Origin of the sequence: Brevundimonas sp., from assembly GCF_035627475.1 — a bacterium.
In the GTDB taxonomy this organism is placed as follows: Bacteria; Pseudomonadota; Alphaproteobacteria; order Caulobacterales; family Caulobacteraceae; genus Brevundimonas.
Map to the genome: position 1 here is coordinate 1 of NZ_DASPLR010000041.1, position 18,621 is coordinate 18,621.

The 18,621-nt window shown below is 69.6% G+C and carries 20 protein-coding genes and 2 tRNA genes; 11 read left to right on the forward strand and 11 right to left on the reverse strand.

Annotated features, from left to right (window positions below; all coding sequences use genetic code 11):
- Positions 1-404 precede the first annotated feature (404 nt).
- The gene (locus VEA62_RS10925; RefSeq protein WP_324821538.1) at positions 405-953 is read right to left on the reverse strand and encodes a DUF924 family protein; all 549 of its coding nucleotides are present in this window, start codon (positions 951-953) and stop codon (positions 405-407) included.
- On the opposite strand from VEA62_RS10925, the gene ilvC reads away from it, so the two are divergent.
- Both ilvC and VEA62_RS10935 read left to right on the forward strand, forming a co-directional pair.
- Complete coding sequence (gene ilvC, locus VEA62_RS10930; RefSeq protein WP_324821540.1) at positions 952-1,971, forward strand: ketol-acid reductoisomerase; 1,020 nt, start codon at positions 952-954, stop codon at positions 1,969-1,971. The two genes, VEA62_RS10925 and ilvC, sit on opposite strands and share 2 nt — an antisense overlap.
- 51 nt (positions 1,972-2,022) lie before the next feature.
- Positions 2,023-2,562: an AprI/Inh family metalloprotease inhibitor gene (locus VEA62_RS10935; protein ID WP_324821542.1), complete on the forward strand. Its 540-nt coding sequence runs from the start codon at positions 2,023-2,025 to the stop codon at positions 2,560-2,562.
- A gap of 44 nt (positions 2,563-2,606) precedes the next feature.
- Here VEA62_RS10935 and VEA62_RS10940 read toward each other — a convergent pair.
- Positions 2,607-2,683: transfer RNA gene (locus VEA62_RS10940), tRNA-Pro, on the reverse strand.
- 156 nt (positions 2,684-2,839) lie between these two features.
- On the opposite strand from VEA62_RS10940, the gene VEA62_RS10945 reads away from it, so the two are divergent.
- A tRNA-Gln gene (locus tag VEA62_RS10945) sits at positions 2,840-2,913 on the forward strand.
- 110 nt (positions 2,914-3,023) lie between these two features.
- Here the strand turns inward: VEA62_RS10945 and VEA62_RS10950 are convergent.
- Positions 3,024-3,653, reverse strand: coding sequence for a sensor histidine kinase (locus tag VEA62_RS10950; protein ID WP_324821544.1), 630 nt, complete (start codon positions 3,651-3,653; stop codon positions 3,024-3,026).
- A 105-nt stretch (positions 3,654-3,758) separates the two neighbouring features.
- Between VEA62_RS10950 and VEA62_RS10955 the strand changes: the two genes are divergently transcribed.
- Positions 3,759-4,214 carry a response regulator gene (locus VEA62_RS10955; RefSeq protein WP_324821546.1) on the forward strand — a complete coding sequence of 152 codons (456 nt, stop codon included), beginning with the start codon at positions 3,759-3,761 and terminating at the stop codon, positions 4,212-4,214.
- Positions 4,215-4,241: 27 nt separating this feature from the next.
- Here the strand turns inward: VEA62_RS10955 and VEA62_RS10960 are convergent, their stop codons facing one another.
- The 3 genes from VEA62_RS10960 to VEA62_RS10970 are packed head-to-tail and all read right to left on the reverse strand — an operon-like array spanning position 4,242 to position 6,674.
- Positions 4,242-5,687: a hypothetical protein gene (locus VEA62_RS10960; RefSeq protein ID WP_324821548.1), complete on the reverse strand. Its 1,446-nt coding sequence runs from the start codon at positions 5,685-5,687 to the stop codon at positions 4,242-4,244.
- A 59-nt stretch (positions 5,688-5,746) separates the two neighbouring features.
- Positions 5,747-6,085, reverse strand: a complete 339-nt coding sequence (locus VEA62_RS10965; RefSeq protein ID WP_324821550.1) for a hypothetical protein — start codon at positions 6,083-6,085, stop codon at positions 5,747-5,749.
- Between the two features lie 31 nt (positions 6,086-6,116).
- Complete coding sequence (locus tag VEA62_RS10970; RefSeq protein ID WP_324821552.1) at positions 6,117-6,674, reverse strand: GNAT family N-acetyltransferase; 558 nt, start codon at positions 6,672-6,674, stop codon at positions 6,117-6,119.
- A 96-nt stretch (positions 6,675-6,770) separates the two neighbouring features.
- Between VEA62_RS10970 and VEA62_RS10975 the strand changes: the two genes are divergently transcribed.
- Positions 6,771-7,217, forward strand: coding sequence for a DUF1036 domain-containing protein (locus tag VEA62_RS10975; RefSeq protein WP_324821554.1), 447 nt, complete (start codon positions 6,771-6,773; stop codon positions 7,215-7,217).
- A 19-nt stretch (positions 7,218-7,236) separates the two neighbouring features.
- On the opposite strand, the gene VEA62_RS10980 is transcribed toward VEA62_RS10975, so the two are convergent.
- A complete protein-coding gene (locus VEA62_RS10980; protein WP_324821556.1) occupies positions 7,237-9,417 on the reverse strand; it encodes a S9 family peptidase in 2,181 nt (726 codons plus the stop codon).
- Between the two features lie 92 nt (positions 9,418-9,509).
- Here VEA62_RS10980 and VEA62_RS10985 point away from each other — a divergent pair, with 92 nt between their 5' ends.
- Entirely contained in the window at positions 9,510-10,325 is an 816-nt protein-coding gene (locus VEA62_RS10985; protein ID WP_324821558.1) for a serine protease, read from the forward strand.
- Between the two features lie 357 nt (positions 10,326-10,682).
- Here the strand turns inward: VEA62_RS10985 and VEA62_RS10990 are convergent, their stop codons facing one another.
- Positions 10,683-12,467 carry an acyl-CoA dehydrogenase gene (locus tag VEA62_RS10990; RefSeq protein ID WP_324821560.1) on the reverse strand — a complete coding sequence of 595 codons (1,785 nt, stop codon included), beginning with the start codon at positions 12,465-12,467 and terminating at the stop codon, positions 10,683-10,685.
- Between the two features lie 125 nt (positions 12,468-12,592).
- Between VEA62_RS10990 and VEA62_RS10995 the strand changes: the two genes are divergently transcribed.
- From VEA62_RS10995 to VEA62_RS11005, 3 genes are read left to right on the forward strand one after another with little or no spacing between them, the layout of a single operon-like run.
- On the forward strand, positions 12,593-13,144 hold the full coding sequence (locus tag VEA62_RS10995) for a cytochrome b (RefSeq protein WP_324821562.1): 552 nt from the start codon (positions 12,593-12,595) through the stop codon (positions 13,142-13,144).
- Positions 13,141-13,698: a YceI family protein gene (locus tag VEA62_RS11000; protein WP_324821564.1), complete on the forward strand. Its 558-nt coding sequence runs from the start codon at positions 13,141-13,143 to the stop codon at positions 13,696-13,698. Before VEA62_RS10995 ends, VEA62_RS11000 begins: the two co-directional genes overlap by 4 nt.
- Entirely contained in the window at positions 13,695-14,627 is a 933-nt protein-coding gene (locus tag VEA62_RS11005) for an L-threonylcarbamoyladenylate synthase (RefSeq protein WP_324821575.1), read from the forward strand. The genes VEA62_RS11000 and VEA62_RS11005 overlap by 4 nt, the downstream gene beginning before the upstream one ends.
- A 238-nt stretch (positions 14,628-14,865) precedes the next feature.
- On the opposite strand, the gene VEA62_RS11010 is transcribed toward VEA62_RS11005, so the two are convergent.
- The 3 genes from VEA62_RS11010 to VEA62_RS11020 form a co-directional block, all read right to left on the reverse strand.
- Complete coding sequence (locus VEA62_RS11010) at positions 14,866-15,714, reverse strand: 3-hydroxybutyrate dehydrogenase (RefSeq protein WP_324821565.1); 849 nt, start codon at positions 15,712-15,714, stop codon at positions 14,866-14,868.
- A gap of 64 nt (positions 15,715-15,778) precedes the next feature.
- Positions 15,779-16,549 (reverse strand): peroxide stress protein YaaA, encoded by a 771-nt coding sequence (gene yaaA, locus VEA62_RS11015; protein WP_324821567.1) that lies wholly within the window; start codon positions 16,547-16,549, stop codon positions 15,779-15,781.
- A gap of 67 nt (positions 16,550-16,616) precedes the next feature.
- On the reverse strand, positions 16,617-17,444 hold the full coding sequence (locus VEA62_RS11020) for an NAD(P)H-hydrate dehydratase (protein WP_324821569.1): 828 nt from the start codon (positions 17,442-17,444) through the stop codon (positions 16,617-16,619).
- A gap of 119 nt (positions 17,445-17,563) precedes the next feature.
- Between VEA62_RS11020 and VEA62_RS11025 the strand changes: the two genes are divergently transcribed.
- Positions 17,564-17,902, forward strand: coding sequence for a P-II family nitrogen regulator (locus VEA62_RS11025; RefSeq protein ID WP_324821571.1), 339 nt, complete (start codon positions 17,564-17,566; stop codon positions 17,900-17,902).
- 72 nt (positions 17,903-17,974) lie between these two features.
- Positions 17,975-18,621 (forward strand): glutamine synthetase beta-grasp domain-containing protein (locus VEA62_RS11030; RefSeq protein ID WP_324821573.1); only part of this gene is annotated, 647 nt, incomplete at its 3' end.

Genomic DNA, 18,621 nt, shown 5'->3' on the forward strand with positions numbered 1-18,621 from the left:
CCCATCCCGTCGATGGGGAGGGCGTCGGATCCACGCTCCTCGACGACGGCGGGCTGTGGTCGAGCGATGAAGCCCGGACGATGGAGAGTCCGGGGGTCCTCGAGGGCAGGGATGGATCCTGCCCGCTTGCTCGCCGCGCGCCTTGGGTGCGGTCAGATGGCCTCGCGATGGCGGGGGTATGTCCGTCCCGCTCCGGTGCGTCGCAAGGCGTCCGGGGCGATCCGTCAAAGGCCCGAATGCAGGGCCGCCAGTCGGAGGGCGTGTGGAAAACGACCGCGCGGGGCAGTCACCTCGTCGAAACGGTAAACCAGAAACACATCCGGGCGAGGCCCGGCTGTCCCGCACCCTCCCCACCTTGCGCCGGCCCTCCGGCGGAGGCCGATCAGCCACGCATGCACCCTATCTCACCCCCGGAACCCGTCCGCCTCCAGGAAGGCCTGCTCCTCCGCCGTCGTCTCCCGGCCGAGCGCCCGGTTGCGGTGCGGAAAGCGGCCGAACCGTTCGATGACCGCATGATGATGCTCCGCCCAGCGGTCGTCGGGCGGCCGCTCCATGGTCTGGAACAGGGCCAGCTGCCGGTCCTGCAGGGCCATGTCCTCGGCGTGTTGCAGCGGCAGGTAGAAGAATCGCCGCAGGTCGTTCTCCACGGCCCGGTCGAACCCGGCGTCCAGCGCCTGGAGCGCGAACATCCGCGCCAGCGGGTCGGTGGCGAAGGCGTGCGCCGTGCCGCGGAAGCAATTTCGCGGGAACTGGTCCAGCAGGATCAGCAGCGCCAGCGCGCCCTCCGGCGTTTCGGCCCAGTGATCCAGCTCGCGCCGGGCGGCGGCGACATGGGCCGCCTCGAACCGCTCGCGGAATTCGGCGTCGAACGCCTCGTCCTTGGCGAACCACATCTTCGGCCCCGCCTCTTTCCAGAAGGCGACCACGTCGGAAGGCGCTATGTCTGTGCTCATGACCGATAACCTAGGCGCCCCGCTCCCCGTCTTCCATGACCGCGACTGCGATCTGTCGATCATCCGCGACAGGCGCGTGGCCGTGATCGGCTACGGCAGCCAGGGCCGCACCCACGCCCTCAACCTGCGCGACTCCGGGGTCGCCGACATCGTCGTCGGCCTCAAGGCCGGCTCCGCCACCCGCGGGAAGGCCGGCGCCGACGGCTTCCCCGTCCTGACCGCCGGCGAGGCCGCGGCGGACGCCGACGTCGTCGCCGTCATGGTCTCCGACGAAGCCCATCGCGACCTGTGGCGCGACGAACTGGCTCCGGCGATGAAGCCCGGCGCGGCCCTGGTCTTCGCCCACGGCCTCTCGGTCCGTTTCGGCCTCGTCCAGCCACGCCCCGACCTCGACGTCATCCTCGCCTCGCCGAAGGGCATCGGGCCGCGCATCCGCGACCTCTACGTCGAAGGGGAGGGGGTCTTCGCCCTGTTCGGCGTGCATCAGGACGCGACGGGCGGCGCCCATGCCCTCGGCCTGTCCTACGCGGCGGCGCTGGGCTGCGGCCGCAAGGGCATCCTCGAGACCACCTTCGCCGCCGAATGCGAGAGCGACCTGTTCGGCGAGCAGGTCGTCCTCTGCGGTGGCGTGGGCCAGCTGATCGACGCCGCCTTCACCAAACTGGTCGCCGCGGGCTATCCGCCCGAGGTGGCCTGGTTCGAATGCTTCTACGAGGTCAAGCTGGTCACTGACCTGATGTTCGAGCGCGGCATAGCCGGAGCCTTCGCCAAGATCTCCAACACCGCCGAATACGGCGCCTATCTGACCGGCCCCCGGGTCGTCGGCGAGGAGTCGAAGGCGGCCATGGACGCCGTCCTGGCCGAGGTCCGTTCCGGAGCCTTCGTCCGCACCCTCATGGCCGACTACGACGCCGGCTCGCCCGACCTCCTGGCCCGCCGCGAGGCGCTGGGCCGGCGTCCCATCGAGGCGGTCGGCGCGCACCTCGCCGGCGTCGCCCGCCGTGCATCCGAAGGTTGAAGCGCGGCCGGGGTTTGCCTAGCCTGCGCCCGGTTCTCAGTGGGGGGTAACATGTCCAGATCCGTCGCCGTTCTCGTCGCCGCCGTCGCTCTCGCGGCCGCCTCGCCCGGATTCGCCCAGTCGATCGAGCGCTCGACCACCCGGTCCGAGACGACCACGACCTGGGAGGGGGACACCACCCGCAGCGTGACCCGCAGCACCACCGTCGGCGGTTCGGTCTCGGTCGACGGGGAACAGCTGGGCGAGGCGCTGGCCGGGGCTCTCGTCGACCGTCTCGATCCGGAGGAGAGCCGCCTGCGCCGCCTGGCCGAGCCCGCCCGGACCGAAGACGCCTTCGGCGCCTGGCTCGTCACCGACGGCGGCCGCGACGTGGGCGAGTGCCGCTTCGAGATGGCCGAGCGGGCCGGCTTTCTCGGCGTGCGCAATGCGGTGGCGACCGGCTGTCCGCGCCGGCTGGGGCAACTGGCCAAATGGCGCGTCCAGGACGGCCAGCTCGTCTTCTACAGCGGCGCCGGTCAGGAGCTGAAGCGGCTTCGCTACGTCGAGGGCCGGTTCATCGGCGCCGGCGTCGAAATGGTTCGCGCCGAATAGACGAGGGGGGAAGCGAAAGGCGCCCCGGGAAGGCGCGGGATAGATGGTCGGAGTGGCAGGATTCGAACCTGCGACCCCTGCGTCCCGAACGCAGTGCTCTACCAGACTGAGCCACACTCCGACTTGAGGAGCGGGCTTATAACGAGGGGGTCTGCCCCCCGCAAGCGGGGAAACGCACCGCTGCGAAATAGTCTGGAATCCGCGTCTTGCATCCCCCGCGGCCTTGTCGTATCTCGCACGCCTCCCGGCGCCACGGCGCCGGAAACGCCGGACCTGCTGGGGAATGGTGTAATGGTAACACTCCGGTTTTTGGTACCGTCATTCTAGGTTCGAGTCCTAGTTCCCCAGCCATCCGCTTCTCCGGAACGCCCTGCGGTCGAACGACTTGCGTCCGCTTCTGACGCAGGCGCATGCGACTCTGCCCGCCAGCGCAACGGAAGCGGACGACGGCGATGGCGGGCTCAGTGCGACGGAAGGGATTCCAGCGGCAGGCGGATGCGCACTCCGACCCCGGCCTCGGGCGCCGTCTCGATGGTCATCGAGCCGCCCAGGTGCTCGACCAGGCCACGCACCAGTCTCAGGCCCTCGCCCGGCTCCAGGGTCGCGGCTCCGATCCCCGAATCCCGCACCACCAGGCTGACGCCGCCGACGGCGCGGGAAAACGCCACGGCGATCGAGCCCCGCCGGTTGTCGGGGAAGGCGTGGCGGCAGGCGTTGGAGATCAGCTCGTGGGTGATGATGGCCAGCGGCAACAGATGGCTGTCGGGCAGCAGGGCCGACTGTCCGCGCACATCCAGCCTCACGGGGCGGCCCTCGCAGGCGCGGGTCCAGAAGGCGGCCACCTCGCCGAGATAGCCGGCGAAGTCCAGCGGCCCCTCGACGGTCATCCTGCGGCTGATCAGCTCCACAGCGGCCGTGACGTCGCTGAGCCAGGTCAGATGCCGCACGCTTTGCGGATCGGTGACGCTGCGCAACCGGATGCCGACGAGCGTCTGCAGCAGCTGGTAGCCCCCCAGCAGCCGGCGCTGAAGTTCGACGATGCCGTCTCCGGCGACCGTGGCCATCATTCCCCCGAACACTGAAAAGCCCACGAATTCTTACTCCAGACAGAACCAAATAGCCAATGAGGCGTTTCTCCGTCCGCTAGCGGACACAGTAGTGGTAAACGCGTCTGGTTAGCGTTCGGGGGAACAGTTGTGTCCGAGTCACCCGACCTGCGGGTCATGATCGTCGAAGACCAGGCCCTGCTCGCGATGGAGCTGGAGCTGGTGCTTGGCGAATCCGGCTGCGACGTGGTCGGCTGCGCCATGGATCAGGTCAGCGCCTTCACTGTCGCGGCCCGCGAACACCCCGATCTGGCTCTGATCGACGTCAATCTTCTCGACGGCCTGACCGGTCCCCGAATCGCCCAGCGGCTGGTTGGCGAATACGGAACGGCGGTCGTTTTCCTCACCGCCAATCCGGAGCAGATTCCCGAGGGCTTCGCCGGCGCCCTCGGAGCGGTGTCCAAGCCCTTCGACGAGCGCACCATCCGGGCTGTCGTCGATTTCGCGCGCCAGTTCATCCATCACCGCACCGTCGGCGAGCCGCCCCGCCGGTTCCGGCTGGCGCCGTGGCTGACCACGCCGCCGGACGACATCGCGCCGCACTGACCGGGGTCGGCGCGGCGCGATCCGCCCTCAGTCGATCTTCAGCCGCATGAAGACCATGCCGCCGTCCGGGTCGCCGCCATAGGCCGGCTCCAGCGCGTCGGGGACGCGATTCAGGCTGTACAGCGCCCCGACCCCGAAGCGGACATTCGCGGCCAGGCGCCAGTCGTGCACCGCACCGACCGACGCCTTCGACACCGTATAGAGTTCGCCATGTCCGCCGCCGGGTCCCGGCAGCAGTTCGTCGGTCTCGATCCGCTCGGCCCGTGCGAACACCGTCCAGCGGCCGTTCGGGCTGACCGCCGTCTCCAGCAGCCAGGCGTCCTTCGACTCGTCGTGATCGTTGGTCTTGCGGCCCCAGGCCAGGGTCGACGACCACCAGCCTTCCGTTCCGAACCGTCGGGCGTGGATGGCGCTGGCGGACCATTTGGTCTCGTTCTCGTCCGGCTCCAGCTGCTCGGGCGCGGTGACGTCGGCGTAGGAGGCCTGCAGGGACCATTCGGGCGCGGGGTTCCACGACGCCCGCACCGACCAGCTGTCCAGCTCGGGGCTCTCGATGTCGTAGCGGTCCTCGTCCGGCTCGCGGCCACGGAAGGACGAGGCCTCCAGCTTTAGGCCGTCGTGCACCCAGCCAAGCGTGGCGACGCCGAACACGATGTGCGTCGAGTCCAGCCAGTGATGGGTGATCGGCGCCTCCGGGCTGTCCATGGCGCTCATGCGGTGCATGAAGGCGGGGGGACCGAAGGCAGGCTCTCCCGGCAGGCCGATGTAGGCGAAGACGCTGTCGTGGTCGCCCAGCCGCCGCGCATAGCTGGCCGACAGCTCCATCACCAGCTCATGCGGGTGCTGGCGGTCGATCAGCGGGGTGACGCCGTCCGCCGTCTCGCCGGCCGCGAGCAGCAGCGGGAAGCCGTCCTTGCCCATCAACGGCTCGGGGCTGAGCATGGCCCGAAGGTTCAGGGTCGAGCCGTCGGCGAAGTCGCGCCGCGCCGATCCCATGATCATGCCGCCGACGAAGGTCTTGTCGTCCCCGCGCGGGCCGTCCTGCCAGTCGTAGGTCAGGTTCAGCATGGCGTGGCCCATGAAGGACCAGTCGCCGCGCACCACATGGACGCCGCCGTGTTCCGACAGGTCCGGCTGCCAGCTGGTGCCCGAGGCGTCGCGGCTCATCGGCCAGTGTCCGAGCGGGCTGGTCATGGCGTGCCCTTGCTCCGCCATCGCCGACATGTCGTGGCCCTGATGCTCGCCGGGCGACTGCGGCGCGGGCGAGGCGGCGGGCATGGCATGCCCCGCATGAGGATGGGCCGGGGGCGCGGCCGGGGCCTGGGCGGGGGTGGGAATGGGAGTCGGAGCCGGAACCGGAGCCGGACTCTCGGCGGTCTGGGCGGGGTGGTGTGAATGATCCTGCGCCGACGCCGGAAGTGCGAGGGCGAGCAGGGACGCGCCAGCGAAGGGCGCGAAGGAGCGGGCAGCCATAATGGCCTCCTGAAAGAGCATGGATAGGGCACGGGCGCTACGCCGCGCGCGAGCTGTCTTCAGAGGAAACCCGGACGCGGAGGATGCGGTTCAGGGGCCGGTTGTTCGCCGGAAAGCAGGGCCACGGGGCGGGGAGCGGCCGCCGGCCGGGGTGTGGTCACCCGGGCCCGTTCGGGCGCTGGCGGGGCAGGCGCGGCCACGCAGGCGATACAGCAGTCCATCGCCTTCATTGCCTTGCCCGCCCCCGGCGAGGGCGTTTCCGCACCGGCATGGTGCATCGGCGCCTCGTGGCATGGCGGCGGCGAAGAGGCTTCACCCAGGGCGTTCGCCGGCGCAGCGCCGGCCATCAACACCGCGAGGGCGCCGAGCAGCATCATCAGGGCATGGACGGCGCGCATTCCGCCCAACTAGGCGCTGCCGCGCCCTGGTTCAAGCGAGACCGCCGCCGAGGTCGAGCCCCGGCGCCGTCGGCGGCCCCGCCCGGGGATCGAGATCAAGCTGCATCAGGGTCACGTCCAGCCAGCGGTCGAACTTCCAGCCGACCTGCCGGTAGGCGCCGGCGTCGCGGAAGCCGAGCGACCGGTGCAGGGCGATCGAGGCGGCGCTGGTGTCGCTGTCGCTGATGGCAGCGATAACATGCCGAAGCCCCATGGCGCGCACCTGCTCGATCATCGCTTCCAGAAGCCCCCGACCGACGCCTTGTCCGCGCGCCGCCTCCTCGACGTAGATCGAGCCCTCGACGCCGTAACGGTAGGCCGGCCGGGGCCGGAACGGCGAGGCATAGGCATAGCCGGCGAAGGCGCCGTCGACCTCGGCCACCAGCCACGGCAGGCCGTGACGCTTCACGGAGGCGAAGCGGCGGGCCATCTCGTCCTGCGTCGGAGCTTCCAGTTCGAACGTCGCCGTGCCGTTCCTCACCTCGCGCCCGTACAGGGCGGTGATGTGGCCCAGGTCGGCCATCGTGGCGTGGCGGATCGTGCGCGTCATCTGGTCAGCCCCTGCCAGCCCGAACGTCAGCGACCGTCAGTGGAAGAGTCACCGACCTGTGATATCCTTCGGCCTCTATCGGGGGAGATCAGAGACATGAAATCAAGCTTCATTGCGGTGTTCCTCGCCGCCTCCATCCTCGCGCCCGACCTGGCTCTCGCCCAGGCCAAGCCGAACAAATTGGCCCCGGCGACGGTCGACATCCAGGTCTGCAACCAGAGCGGCCGCAACGGCACGGTGGCCATATCCTACGTCGAGGTTGGCACGAACCAGTTCATCAACCGCGGCTGGTATGAGGTGGCCGACGGGGCCTGCGAGAGCATCGTCAGCACGGACAACGCCAACTTCTACATGTACGGCGACACGCTCGACGGCTCGGGCCGGTCATGGTCGGGAAACCATGCCCTGTGCGTTCAGTATCCCGGTCCCTACACCTTCTGGTCCGACGGCGGCGACACCTGCCCGACCGGTTACGAAATCCGCAATTTCGTCGCCATGCACGCCGACGACACGGGCGTCTACACCTGGACCCTCGAACCCTGAGCCGGCGGGCCGGGGGCGGTCAGGACCGCTCCCAGCCCTTGTCGATGGCCCACACGGCGAAGGCGTAGTCGTGAGCGACCTCCTTCAGATAGTCGAACCGGCCGGACGCCCCGCCATGCCCCGCCTCCATATTGATCTTCAGCAGCACCGGCTTGCCCGAGGTCGTCGCCGGCCGCAGCTTCGCCACCCACTTCTCGGGCTCCCAATAGGTGACGCGCGGATCTGACAGGCCGCCGGTGGCCAGCACGGCCGGATAGGCCCTGGCCTCCACCTGGTCGTAGGGGCTGTAGCTCATCATGTAGTCGTAGGCTTCGGGGTCCTCGATCGGGTTGCCCCACTCGGGCCACTCCGGCGGCGTCAGCGGCAGGGAGGTGTCGCTCATGGTGTTGATCACGTCGACGAAAGGCACCTGGCCGATCACGCCGGCCCACAGGTCGGGCCGCATGTTGTTGACCGCCCCCATCAGCAGCCCGCCGGCCGAGCCGCCCTGGGCCACGATGCGCCCTGCCTTGCCGTGGCCGCTCGAGATCAGGTGCTCCGCCGCGGCGATGAAGTCCGTGAAGGTGTTCTTCTTGGTCATCTTCCGGGCGCTGAGGAACCAGTTCCAGCCCTTGTCCGAGCCGCCGCGGATGTGGGCGATGGCGTAGATCCAGCCCCGGTCGACCAGCGACAGCCGGTTGGTCGAGAAGCTCGCCGCCATCGGAATCCCGTACGAGCCGTAGCCGTACAGCAGCAGCGGCGCCGATCCGTCGACCGGCGTGGTCTTCCGGCGCAGCACGGTCACCGGCACCAGTTCGCCGTCCGCCGCCGGGGCGTTCAGCCGCTCGACGACGTAGTCCGCCGGGTCGTGGCCCGACGGCACCTCCTGCACCTTGCGAAGGACGCGCTCGCGGGTCTTCAGGTCGTAGTCATAGGTCGAGGTCGGCGTCGACGGCGAGTTGTAGCCGTAGCGCATGACGGTCGTGTCGAACTCCGACGCGCCCGACAGCGACAGGGAATAGGCCGGCTCGTCGACGGCGATCTCGTGCTCGGCGCCGGCGCGGTCGCGGACGATGATGCGGGTGTTCGCGTCAGCCCGCTCCTGGCGGACGATGAAGTCCTTCACCAGCGCCACGCTCTCGATGTAGCGGCCCGGCGTGTGGGGGACGAGATCCTTCCAGTTGGCCTTGCCGGGCGCATGGGTCGGCGCCTCGACGATCTTGAAGTCGATCGAGTCGTCGGCGTTGGTGCGGATCACCCAGCGGTCGCCCCAGTGGTCGGCGTCGTAGAGGCGCGCCACCTCGCGAGGCTCCAGCACGGCGGGCGCGGCGGTCGGGTCGGACGCCGGGATGACCCGCGCCTCCGACGTCTCCTGGTTGGCGATCGAGATGACCACGAAGGCGTCGTCGCTGGTGCGGCCGACGCTGATGAACATGCCCTCGTCGGCCTCCTCATAGACGAGCGTCGTCTCGCCGCCGCGCGCCGGGCGGCGGAAGATCTTGTCCGGCCGGCCATTGTCGTCGCGGTTGGTCCAGAAGATCCACCGGCTGTCGGGCGAGAAGGTGAAGTTGCCCGTCGCCGAGCCGATCGGGTCGGGCAGCACCTCGCCGGTGGCCAGGTCCCTGACGAAGATCTGGTGCACCTCCGAGCCCTGGGCGTCTTCGGCGTAGGCGAACAGCAGGTGGTCGGGGCTGTTCTCGGCGGCGCTGACCTCCGAATAGGCCTTGCCCTCGGCGAGGGCGTTGGCGTCCAGCAGCAGTTGCGCATCGCCCGCGCCCCTTCTCGGCCTGCGCATGAAGCGCGGATGCTGATCGCCGGTCCTGAACTCGGTGTAGTACTCCCACGGTCCGTCAGGGGCGGGGACCGAGCTGTCGTCCTCCTTGATGCGGCCCTTCATCTCCTCGAACATCTGCGCCTGCAGGGGGAGGGTCGAGGCCATCATCGCCTCGCGGTAGGCGTTCTCGGCGGTCAGGTGCTCCTTGACGTCGGCCTTGATCAGGGTCGGGTCGCGCAGGACCGCCTGCCAGTTGTCGTCCTTCATCCACTGATAGTCGTCGACCCGGACCCGGCCCAGCTGTTCGATCCGCACCGGGATCTTCTTCGCGACGGGCGGGACGGGGAGGGTCTGAGGCATCGAGGCTCCGGTGGCGCGGGCGGGGACGGGCAGGGCGGTCGCCGCGAGGGCGGCCGAGGCGGTGGCGAGCAGGTCGCGGCGGTTCATCGTGTCCCCCGATGGCGGATTGGGCGGCGGACCTTGTGCGAGCCACCCCGCCGCCGTCAAATGAACAAACCAGCAAGGCCCGATCCTGTCCGATGTTCGACCTGCAGCTTCCCCCGGAACCGGTCCGCGAGCCTCCCGCGGCGGCGCTTCAGGCGCCGGCCTGGGACCTGACCGTCGGCCTGATCGCGGCCACGGTTCAGCTCGACCAGCCCAACGGCGACGGAGCGACCCGGCGCGTGGGGACCGGCTTCCTGATCGACGCGCCGCGTCCGGACGGACAGCCGCGCACGGTGCTGGTCACCGCCCATCATGTGCTGGACGGGATGCCTGAGCCCGATGCGCGGATCGGCTGGCGGGTCGAGCGACCGGAGGGGGGCTGGCGATTCGCGCCGGAGCCGCTGCGCATCCGCGCGGAGAATGGCGGTCCGGTCTGGATCCGCCATCCCGAGCGGGACATCGCCGTGATGGAGATTTCGGCCCCGCCGGCCTTCGCCCGGGCCGCCATTCCGCTGGGCTGGCTGGCCGACGCCAACGCCCTGGACGCCTGGCAGGTCGGGCCGGGGGACGAACTCTTCACCCTCGGCTATCCCCGAGGCTATTCGTCGAATACGGCCGGATTCCCGATCCTGCGCGCCGGACGGGTGTCGTCGTGGCCGCTGACTCCGATCGAGACCTTCCCTGTCTTCCTGCTCGACTTCCCGGTCTTTCCCGGCAACTCCGGCGGGCCGGTGTTCTGGACTCCGAGCGCCCGCAAGCTGCCGGGCACGGTACAGCCGGAACATCCGTTCATCGCCGGGGTGCTGGTGTCCGAGGTGCGCCCCGGCGACGAGCCGCTCGGCATCGGCATCGTCGCCCATGCCGTCTATGTCCGCGAGGCGATCGCCCTGCTGGACGCGGCCTCGCCCTAGCGCGGCGATGCCGCCGATGCGCCAGCTCGCCCGTCGCCATGCCCGGAAAAAAAGCATGGTGGCATGGTCGGCAGAGTCTCGAATGCGGTGCGGGAAAATCACGGTGGCGGAGTCGGCAGAGTCTACATGGACCCCGGGGTGGTGGCCGGCTCCCGACGCAGGACGGCGGGGGAGGCGCTGGATTCGGTTGTCAAAGACCACGGGTCCGATGACGGACACGGCGAACAGTATGAACCCGCTGTCTACTCAGGCGCGTCGATTGTCGGCAAAAACTCTCAAGTCGTTGACCCAAAACGATATCGGTCGCCAGATCGTGCTAACATTTCGGGAATAGCGAGCACTCCGGTCCGCGCGGACCTACCCCGCCAGCACGTCCACGCTCATCCGCTCCAGCAGATCGCCGCCCTGTCCGACCGCGGCCAGCCGGCTCGAGACGTGGCCCAGCACATTGGCGGCGTAGACTTCGTAGAGGGTGATCCGCCCCTCGAGCCACGCCGGATCGCCTTCGCCGGCGTCGAGTATGGCCCGGGCCGCCAGCGCGCCCTTCGCCAGCATCCAGCCGCCGACCACGTCCCCGAGCAGCTTCAGATAGGCGTCGGCCCCCGCCAGAACGTCGGCGGCCCGCGCGGGGTCGGCCTTGGCGTCCAGCAGCCAGAGGGTGGCGTCCTCGACCGCCTCGACGGCGTTGGCGAGGCGCTCCACCGGCTTGCCCGAATACAGGCGCGGCAGCACCGCCAGCGTCGCCTTCATGTCGGCGATCAGCTCGCGCGCCGACTGGCCGCCGTCCTGACCCAGCTTGCGTCCGACCAGATCCATGGCCTGGATGCCGTTGGTCCCCTCGTAGATCGGGGCGATGCGGGCGTCGCGATAGTGCTGGGCCGCCCCTGTCTCCTCGATGAAGCCCATGCCGCCGTGCACCTGGACGCCCATCGAGGCGACCTCGACCCCGACGTCGGTCGACCAGGCCTTGGCGATCGGGGTGAACAGGTCCTCGCGGCCCTTCCAGCGGCGGCGCTCCTCCTCCGTGGCGACGTGCCGGGCCAGATCGGCGGCGACGCCGGTCGACAGGCAGATGGCGCGGGCGGCGGCGATCTTCGCCTTCATCACCGACAGGGCGCGGCGCACATCCGGGTGATCGACGATCGGGGCGTTGGCCTGACCGGTCCACACCGACCGGCCCTGACGCCGTTCCCGGGCATAGTCCAGCGCCTGCTGGTACGCCCGTTCGGCGATGCCGACGCCCTCGACGCCGACGGCCAGCCGGGCCGCGTTCATCATCACGAACATATGGGCCAGGCCCTGGTTCGGCTGGCCGACCAGTTCGGCGGTCGCCCCCTCATAGGCCATGACGCAGGTCGGCGAGGCGTGGATGCCCAGCTTGTGCTCGATCCCGACCGGGCGGAAGGCGTTGCGCTCGCCCAACGATCCATCCGGCTTCACCAGGTATTTCGAGGCCAGGAACAGGCTGATGCCCTTGGGCCCCGGCGGCGCATCCGGGAGGCGGGCCAGCACCATGTGGACGATGTTGTCGGTGGCGTCGTGGTCGCCCCAGGTGATGAAGATCTTCTGGCCGGTCAGGCTGTAGGTCCCGTCGCCGTTGGGAACCGCCGTCGCCGTCAGCGCCCCGAGGTCCGACCCGGCCTGCGGCTCGGTCAGCACCATGGCCCCGGTCCATTCGCCCGAGACCAGCTTCGTCAGATAGGTCGCCTTCTGGGCCTCGGTCCCGACGGCCTCCAGCGCCTCGATCGCCGCCAGCGACAGCATCGGACACAGGCCGAAGGCCATGTTCGCGGCATGCACCGTCTCATAGGCGGCGAGTTCGAGCGCCTTGGGCAGCTGCTGGCCGCCGGCATGGGCCGGGGCCGACAGGCCGGTCCAGCCTCCTTCGGCGAACTGGCGATAGGCGTCGGCGAAGCCCGGGGCGGCGGTGACGACGCCGTTGGCGCAGGTCGCCCCCTTCTGGTCGCCGATCCGGTTCAGCGGGGCCAGCACGCCTTCGGAGAACTGCCCCGCCGCCTCGAGCACGGCCGCCATGACCTCCGGATCGTAGTCGGGAAAGGCGCCGGTCGCGGCCACGGCGTCGACGCCGGCCACTTCGGTCAGGGTGAAGATCAGGTCGCGGACGGGGGCGTGGTAGGTCATGGGCGGGTTCTCGCAAACGTGCGACCGTTCATGCCGCCTTGCCGCCGGGTCAGGCAAGGTGCGGCTTGGCGAACCCCGTCGTCTGCGTCAGGCTGCGACGCTGAAGACCGAGAGGGAGGACGCCCGTGGCCGAGCCGCGCAACCGCTATTCGACCGTTTCGCTGATCCTGCACTGGCTGATCGCCGCGCTGGTGGTCGCCCAGATCGTGCTGATCCAGGCCCACGAGGCCACTGACGGCCCGATCTCCCGCGAGTTCGTCAACCTCCACAAGTCGGTCGGCCTCGGCATCCTGGTGCTGACCCTGGTCCGCCTCGGCTGGCGCATCGCCAATCCTGCCATCCCGCTGCCCGCGGGGACGCCGCGCTGGCAGAAGCTGGCGGCGCGCGCCACCCATGGGCTGTTCTACGTCTTCCTGATCGCCATGCCGCTGGTCGGCTGGGCCGCCTCGTCGGCGGCGGGGCGCGAGATCATCTGGTTCGGCCTGTTCGAATGGCCCGCCCTGCCGATCGGCGGCGGCCGCGAAACCGCGGGCCGGCTGATGGACCTGCACGAGCTGGCGGCCAAGCTGCTGATCGCCCTGGTCGTCCTGCACATCCTCGGAGCCCTGAAGCACCACTTCATCGACCGCGACAACGTCCTGCACCGGATGATCCCGCTGATTCCCCGCCGGCCGTGAGACGCCGGACCGTCCTGTTCGGCGCCCTGGCGGCCCTCGGGCTGGGCGGGTCCGCCGCGCCCGAGTCGTGGTCGGTGGTGCGCGAGGCCTCGACCATCGAGATGTCGGTGCGCGCCTTCGGCGGCTCGCACCGGGGCCGCTTCGACGACTGGCGCGGCGACATCGTCTTCGATCCGGACGCCCCCAACCGCACCAGCGCAACGGTGATGGTCCAGGCCGGCTCGCTGAAGATGAGGCCGGCGGCGGTGACCGGCCGGGCGGTCGGACCGGCCTTCCTCGACGCCCGGCGGTATCCAGTCATCCAGTTCCAGCTCCGGTCGCTGGAGCCGCTCGGTGCGGAGCGCTATTCCGCCCGCGCCGAGGTGACGATGAAGGGCCGCACACGCCCCGTGATCTTCCCGGTGGACTTGCGCGTCACCGGTGACCGGGCGCATCTGACGGGCGCGTTCACTCTCGACCGCAGCGACTTCGGAATAGGAACCACAGGCGCGTGGAACAGGATGGTCGGCCGCGAGGTGACGGTGCGGGTGGCGCTTCAGGCGCGCCGCACATAGACGCCCCCCATCCCGGCGCCACCGACGCCCAGGCGGCCGAAGCCCTCGCGGCCGGCGGTCTCGTCATCCTGCCGACCGAAACCGTCTATGGCCTCGCCGCCGACGCGGGCAACGCAGCCGCCGTCGCCGCCATCTTCGAGGCCAAGGGCCGGCCCCGCTTCAATCCGCTGATCGCCCACGTCGCCGACGCCGTCGCGGCCGAGAGCATCGCCGTCTTCGACGCCCGCGCCCGCGCCCTCGCCGAGGCCTTCTGGCCCGGTCCCCTGACTATCGTCGCGCCGGTGCGGGACCGGGACCGGGTCTGCGACCTCGCCCGGGCCGGGCTGGACAGCGTCGCCGTCCGGGTGCCCGGCCACATCCGCGCCCGCGGCGTCATCTCGGCCTTCGGCAAGCCCGTCGTGGCGCCGTCGGCCAACCGCTCCGGCCGTCCCAGCCCGACGACCTTCGAGGATGCGCTGGAAGAGACCGGCTTCGCCGCCGCCGACGCCGTGGACGGCGGCCCCTGCGCCGTCGGGGTGGAGAGCACGGTCGTCTCGGTGCTGGACGGCCGCGTCGCCCTGCTGCGGCCGGGTTCCGTGACGCGGGAGGAGATCGAAGCCGTGGCCGGTCCGCTCGACCGGGACGGGGAGGGGCATCGCTCGCCGGGCCGGACCGCGCTCCACTACGCCCCGGACGCCCCGGTGCGCATCAACGCCGAGGCGGCGGGGGAGGGCGAAATCCTGCTCGGCTTCGGCCCCGGCGTGGGCGACCCGCGCTGGAGCCTGAGCCCGTCGGGCGACCTGCGCGAGGCGGCGGCCAATCTGTTCCGTCGGCTGCGGGAAGCGGACCGCGAGCGGCCGACGGGAATCGCGGTGTCGCCCATCCCGGCGCACGGCCTGGGCGAGGCGATCAACGACCGGCTCAAGCGGGCGGCGGGGTTCGTGGGGTAGGGCGCTTGTCATCCCGGACGCCGTGCAGCGGCGATCCGGGACGGCGTGATGAAAGAAGGTCCCCGTCCCGGAAGCTGCGCTTGCAGCTATCCGGGGCAATGCCTGCGGCAACCCGTCTCCCGGATAATCGCGCTGCGATTTCCGGGAGGGTCATCCGGTGATGGAAAGCCGTCCCGGCACTACGCTTCGCTTCGGCCGGGATGACAAGAGCCAGAGCGATGGCCGACCGGGCCGCCCCCTACTGCGCCGTCCAGCCGCCGTCGATCGAGAAGCTGGCCCCGTTGGCTGAGGCGCCGAGGTCCGAGACCAGATAGAGCATCATGCCGGTCAGCTCGTCGGTTGTGACGAACCGCTTGGTCGGCTGGGAGCCGAGGATGACGTCCTTCAGCACCTGATCCTTCGACATGCCGCGCGTGCGGGCCTGGTCGGCGATCTGCTTCTCGACGATGGGAGTCTCGACATAGCCGGGGCACAGGGCGTTGCAGGTGATGTTGTCCTGGGCCAGCTCCAGCGCCACCGTCTTGGTGAAGCCGAGGACGCCGTGCTTGGCGGCGACATAGGCCGACTTGAACGGGCTGGCGACGAGGCCGTGGGCCGAGGCCACGTTGATGATCCGGCCGCGACCTTGCGCCTTCATGATCGGGATGGCGGCGCGGGTGGCGTAGAAGGTCGAGGACAGGTTGACGGCGATGATCTGCTCCCACCTGTCGGACGGGAATTTCTCCACCGCCTCGACGTGCTGGACGCCGGCGTTGTTGATCAGGATGTCGACCCGGCCCAGCTGGTGCTTGCCGTAGGCGACCATGTCGGCCACCTCGTCGCCGCGCAGCATGTTGGCGGCGTGGTAGCGCACCCGCACGCCGCAGCTGGCTTCCAGCTCGGCCCGGGTCCGTTCGATTTCCGAAGGATCGCCCAGCCCGTTCAGCACGACGTCGCCGCCGCGCGAGGCGATGGCGCGGGCGAACGCCAGCCCGATCCCCGAGGTCGAACCCGAGATCACCGCCACCTGACCCTTCAGGTCGCCGATGTCGCGGAAGGGCGCGCTTTCGGCTTCCGAGCCGTCACCGCGTTTGGGCCACTGGAACATTGAGTCTCGTCCGTCTGTCTCTGCGATCAGCCTAGCCGTTCGCGTTTGCGAAGGCGACAGGGCGTCAGGAATTTCCTGTTCTGGTGAATATCCAGTCCGTCCCGGTCGAACCAGCCTTGTCGAAGCGGTAGCCGTCGCGGTCGAAGGCCTTCAGGTCCTCGGCCCGCTCGATCCGCTCGTCGATGGCGAAGCGGGCCATGCCGCCCCGCGCCTTCTTGGCGAAGAAGGAGATGATGCGGCTCTCGCCGTCCTTCGCCTCGCGGAAATGCGGCGTCACCACGGGAAGGTTCAGCGCCTTGGCGTCTATGACGCCAAAATATTCCTGGCTGGCCAGGTTCACCAGCGTCCGGTCGGCCATGCCCTCGGCCTCGGCGTTGAGGCATTTCGAGATGCGGTCGCCCCAGAAGTCGTAGAGGCTGGACCCGCGCCGGGTCTTCAGCCGGGTGCCCATCTCCAGCCGGTAGGGCTGGATGCGGTCGAGCGGCCGCAGCAGGCCGTACAGGCCCGACAGGATGCGGATGTGATCCTGGGCGAACGACAGGGCCTTGGCATCCAGCTCCCGCGCCTTCAGCCCCTCGTAGACGTCGCCGGCGAAGGCGAAGGCCGCCTGCACGCCGTCCGTCGAATCGGGGTCGAAAGCCTGGAAACGCTCGCGGTTCAGCCGCGCGAGATCATCGGAAATGCCCATCAGCCGGCGCAACTCGGCCACGGTGCGGGCGCGGGCCGTGCGGGCCAGGGACGCCGTGTCCTCGCGGAAGCGCCGTTCCGAGGCGGGCAGGGAGGGATCGGCTTCGGTGAAATCCAGCCGCTTGGCCGGGGACAGGACGATCAGCAAGGCGGGGCTCCGGCGGCGGGGATGCCCCGAATAGGCCGCTTCGGCTCCGAATTGAACCGCCGGCGGTTCAGTCCGCCCGCTGGTACAGCGCGCCGAGCAGGGCCGGCAGCCGCCCGGGCAGATCCTCCGCGGTCAGCCCGGGGCCGAAGTCCCGGGCCGCTTCCGCATGCAGCCAGGCCGCGGCCCGCGCCGCGTCGAAACTGTCCATCCGCTGCGCCACCAGCCCGCCGATCATGCCCGCCAGGACATCCCCCGAGCCCGCCGTCGCCAGCCAGGGCGTGCCGTTGCCGTTGACCGCCAGCCGCCCGTCGGGCGCGGCGATCACCGTCGCGGGTCCCTTGAGCACCACCACTGCTCCGGCCCGTCTGGCGGCTTCGGCGGCGGCCGCCTCGCGCCCCGCCTCCAGCGTTCCCGGGAACAGCCGCCTGAACTCGCCCTCGTGAGGCGTCAGCACATCGTCGCGATCCAGCACCTCGAACAGCTCGTCGGGAAAATGCTCGAACGAGGTGAGCCCGTCGGCGTCGATGACGAGGGCCGCCCCCGTCGCCGCCAGCGCCCTCAGGTTTATCGCGGTCGTGTCGCCGACCCCGGCGGCCGGCCCGATCACCACGGCGTCCATCCCCCGCGCCTCATAGGCCAGCGATTCGGGCGAGCCGAACGGCGTCAGCATGATCGCCTCGATGGCCGGCGCGATCACCGCCGCCGCGTCCGGTGGACACAGGATGCGCACCAGGCCGGCTCCGATGCGCAGGCCGGCCCGCGCCGCCAGCCGCGCCGCCCCCGTCTGGGTGGCCCTGCCGGAGACCACGCCCAGCCGCCCGCGCGCGTGCTTGTGCGTCTCGGGGCCGGGCCAGGGGAAGCTGTCGCGCCAGTCAGGCAGGGCGGCCCCGGTCATCGCACGAAGTCTCCGTTCACGGATGACGACGGATGCTGAAAAAGGCTTGCCTTATTGTGCAATGCAATGTCCCTTTACCGCCCGAGCGCGCGGCGTATTAAGCCCGCCTGGGATCGCCGATGAAAAAGATCGAAGCCGTCATCAAGCCCTTCAAGCTCGATGAAGTGAAGGAAGCGCTCCAGGACGCCGGGGTGCAAGGGATGACCGTGCTGGAGGCCAAGGGATATGGTCGCCAGAAGGGCCATTCCGAACTCTATCGCGGAGCCGAATACGTCATCGACTTCCTGCCCAAGATCAAGATCGAGGTGGTGGTTCCCGACGACATGGTCGCCTCGGTGATCGACGCCATCCAGACCGCCGCCCGAACCGGAAAGATCGGCGACGGCAAGATCTTCGTTTCCGACGTCCTCGACGTCATCCGCATCCGCACCGGCGAAACGGGGGCCCAGGCCGTCTGACCGCCAAGACCACCGGCCGCTCCCAGGAGCGGCCGTTTCATTTCCTCCCCCCAAGAAACGGACCCCTCGAAGATGAGCGCCAAGAAAATCCTCTCGGAGATCAAGGAGAAGGACGTCAAATACGTCGATCTCCGCTTCACCGACACCAAGGGGCGTATGCAGCACGTCACCTTCGACATCGACCTGGTCGACGAGGAGTTCCTGGAGGAGGGGACGATGTTCGACGGCTCCTCGATCGCCGGATGGAAGGCGATCAACGAGTCCGACATGCTGCTCAAGCCGGATCTGAACGGCTGGTGGATCGATCCCTTCTACCAGCAGACCACCCTGTTCCTGTTCTGCGACGTGCTGAACCCCGACACCGGCGAGCCCTACAACCGCGACAGCCGCTCCATGGCCAAGAAGGCCCTGGCCTATGTGCAGTCGTCCGGCGTCGGCGACACCGTCTTCTTCGGGCCCGAGGCCGAGTTCTTCATCTTCGACGACGTGCGCTGGTCCACCGCCTCGCACGACACCGGCTACAGCTACGACTCCATCGAACTGCCCGCGAACACCGGCTCGGAGTATTCCGAGGGCAACATGGGCCACCGTCCGACGCACAAGGGCGGCTACTTCCCGGTCAATCCGACCGACAGCGCCCAGGATCTGCGCAGCGAGATGCTGGGCGTGATGCGCGACCTCGGCATGCAGCCCGAAAAGCACCACCACGAGGTCGCCCC

Excerpts from the sequence above, each read along its gene's own strand:
- ilvC (WP_324821540.1), top strand. The coding sequence starts at position 952 with ATGACCGATAACCTAGGCGCCCCGCTCCCCGTCTTCCATGACCGCGAC.
- VEA62_RS10925 (WP_324821538.1), bottom strand. The coding sequence starts at position 953 with ATGAGCACAGACATAGCGCCTTCCGACGTGGTCGCCTTCTGGAAAGAG.
- VEA62_RS10935 (WP_324821542.1), top strand. The coding sequence starts at position 2,023 with ATGTCCAGATCCGTCGCCGTTCTCGTCGCCGCCGTCGCTCTCGCGGCC.
- VEA62_RS10960 (WP_324821548.1), bottom strand. The coding sequence starts at position 5,687 with ATGGCTGCCCGCTCCTTCGCGCCCTTCGCTGGCGCGTCCCTGCTCGCC.
- VEA62_RS10965 (WP_324821550.1), bottom strand. The coding sequence starts at position 6,085 with ATGCGCGCCGTCCATGCCCTGATGATGCTGCTCGGCGCCCTCGCGGTG.
- VEA62_RS10970 (WP_324821552.1), bottom strand. The coding sequence starts at position 6,674 with ATGACGCGCACGATCCGCCACGCCACGATGGCCGACCTGGGCCACATC.
- VEA62_RS10975 (WP_324821554.1), top strand. The coding sequence starts at position 6,771 with ATGAAATCAAGCTTCATTGCGGTGTTCCTCGCCGCCTCCATCCTCGCG.
- VEA62_RS10980 (WP_324821556.1), bottom strand. The coding sequence starts at position 9,417 with ATGAACCGCCGCGACCTGCTCGCCACCGCCTCGGCCGCCCTCGCGGCG.
- VEA62_RS10985 (WP_324821558.1), top strand. The coding sequence starts at position 9,510 with ATGTTCGACCTGCAGCTTCCCCCGGAACCGGTCCGCGAGCCTCCCGCG.
- VEA62_RS10990 (WP_324821560.1), bottom strand. The coding sequence starts at position 12,467 with ATGACCTACCACGCCCCCGTCCGCGACCTGATCTTCACCCTGACCGAA.
- VEA62_RS11010 (WP_324821565.1), bottom strand. The coding sequence starts at position 15,714 with ATGTTCCAGTGGCCCAAACGCGGTGACGGCTCGGAAGCCGAAAGCGCG.
- VEA62_RS11020 (WP_324821569.1), bottom strand. The coding sequence starts at position 17,444 with ATGACCGGGGCCGCCCTGCCTGACTGGCGCGACAGCTTCCCCTGGCCC.
- VEA62_RS11025 (WP_324821571.1), top strand. The coding sequence starts at position 17,564 with ATGAAAAAGATCGAAGCCGTCATCAAGCCCTTCAAGCTCGATGAAGTG.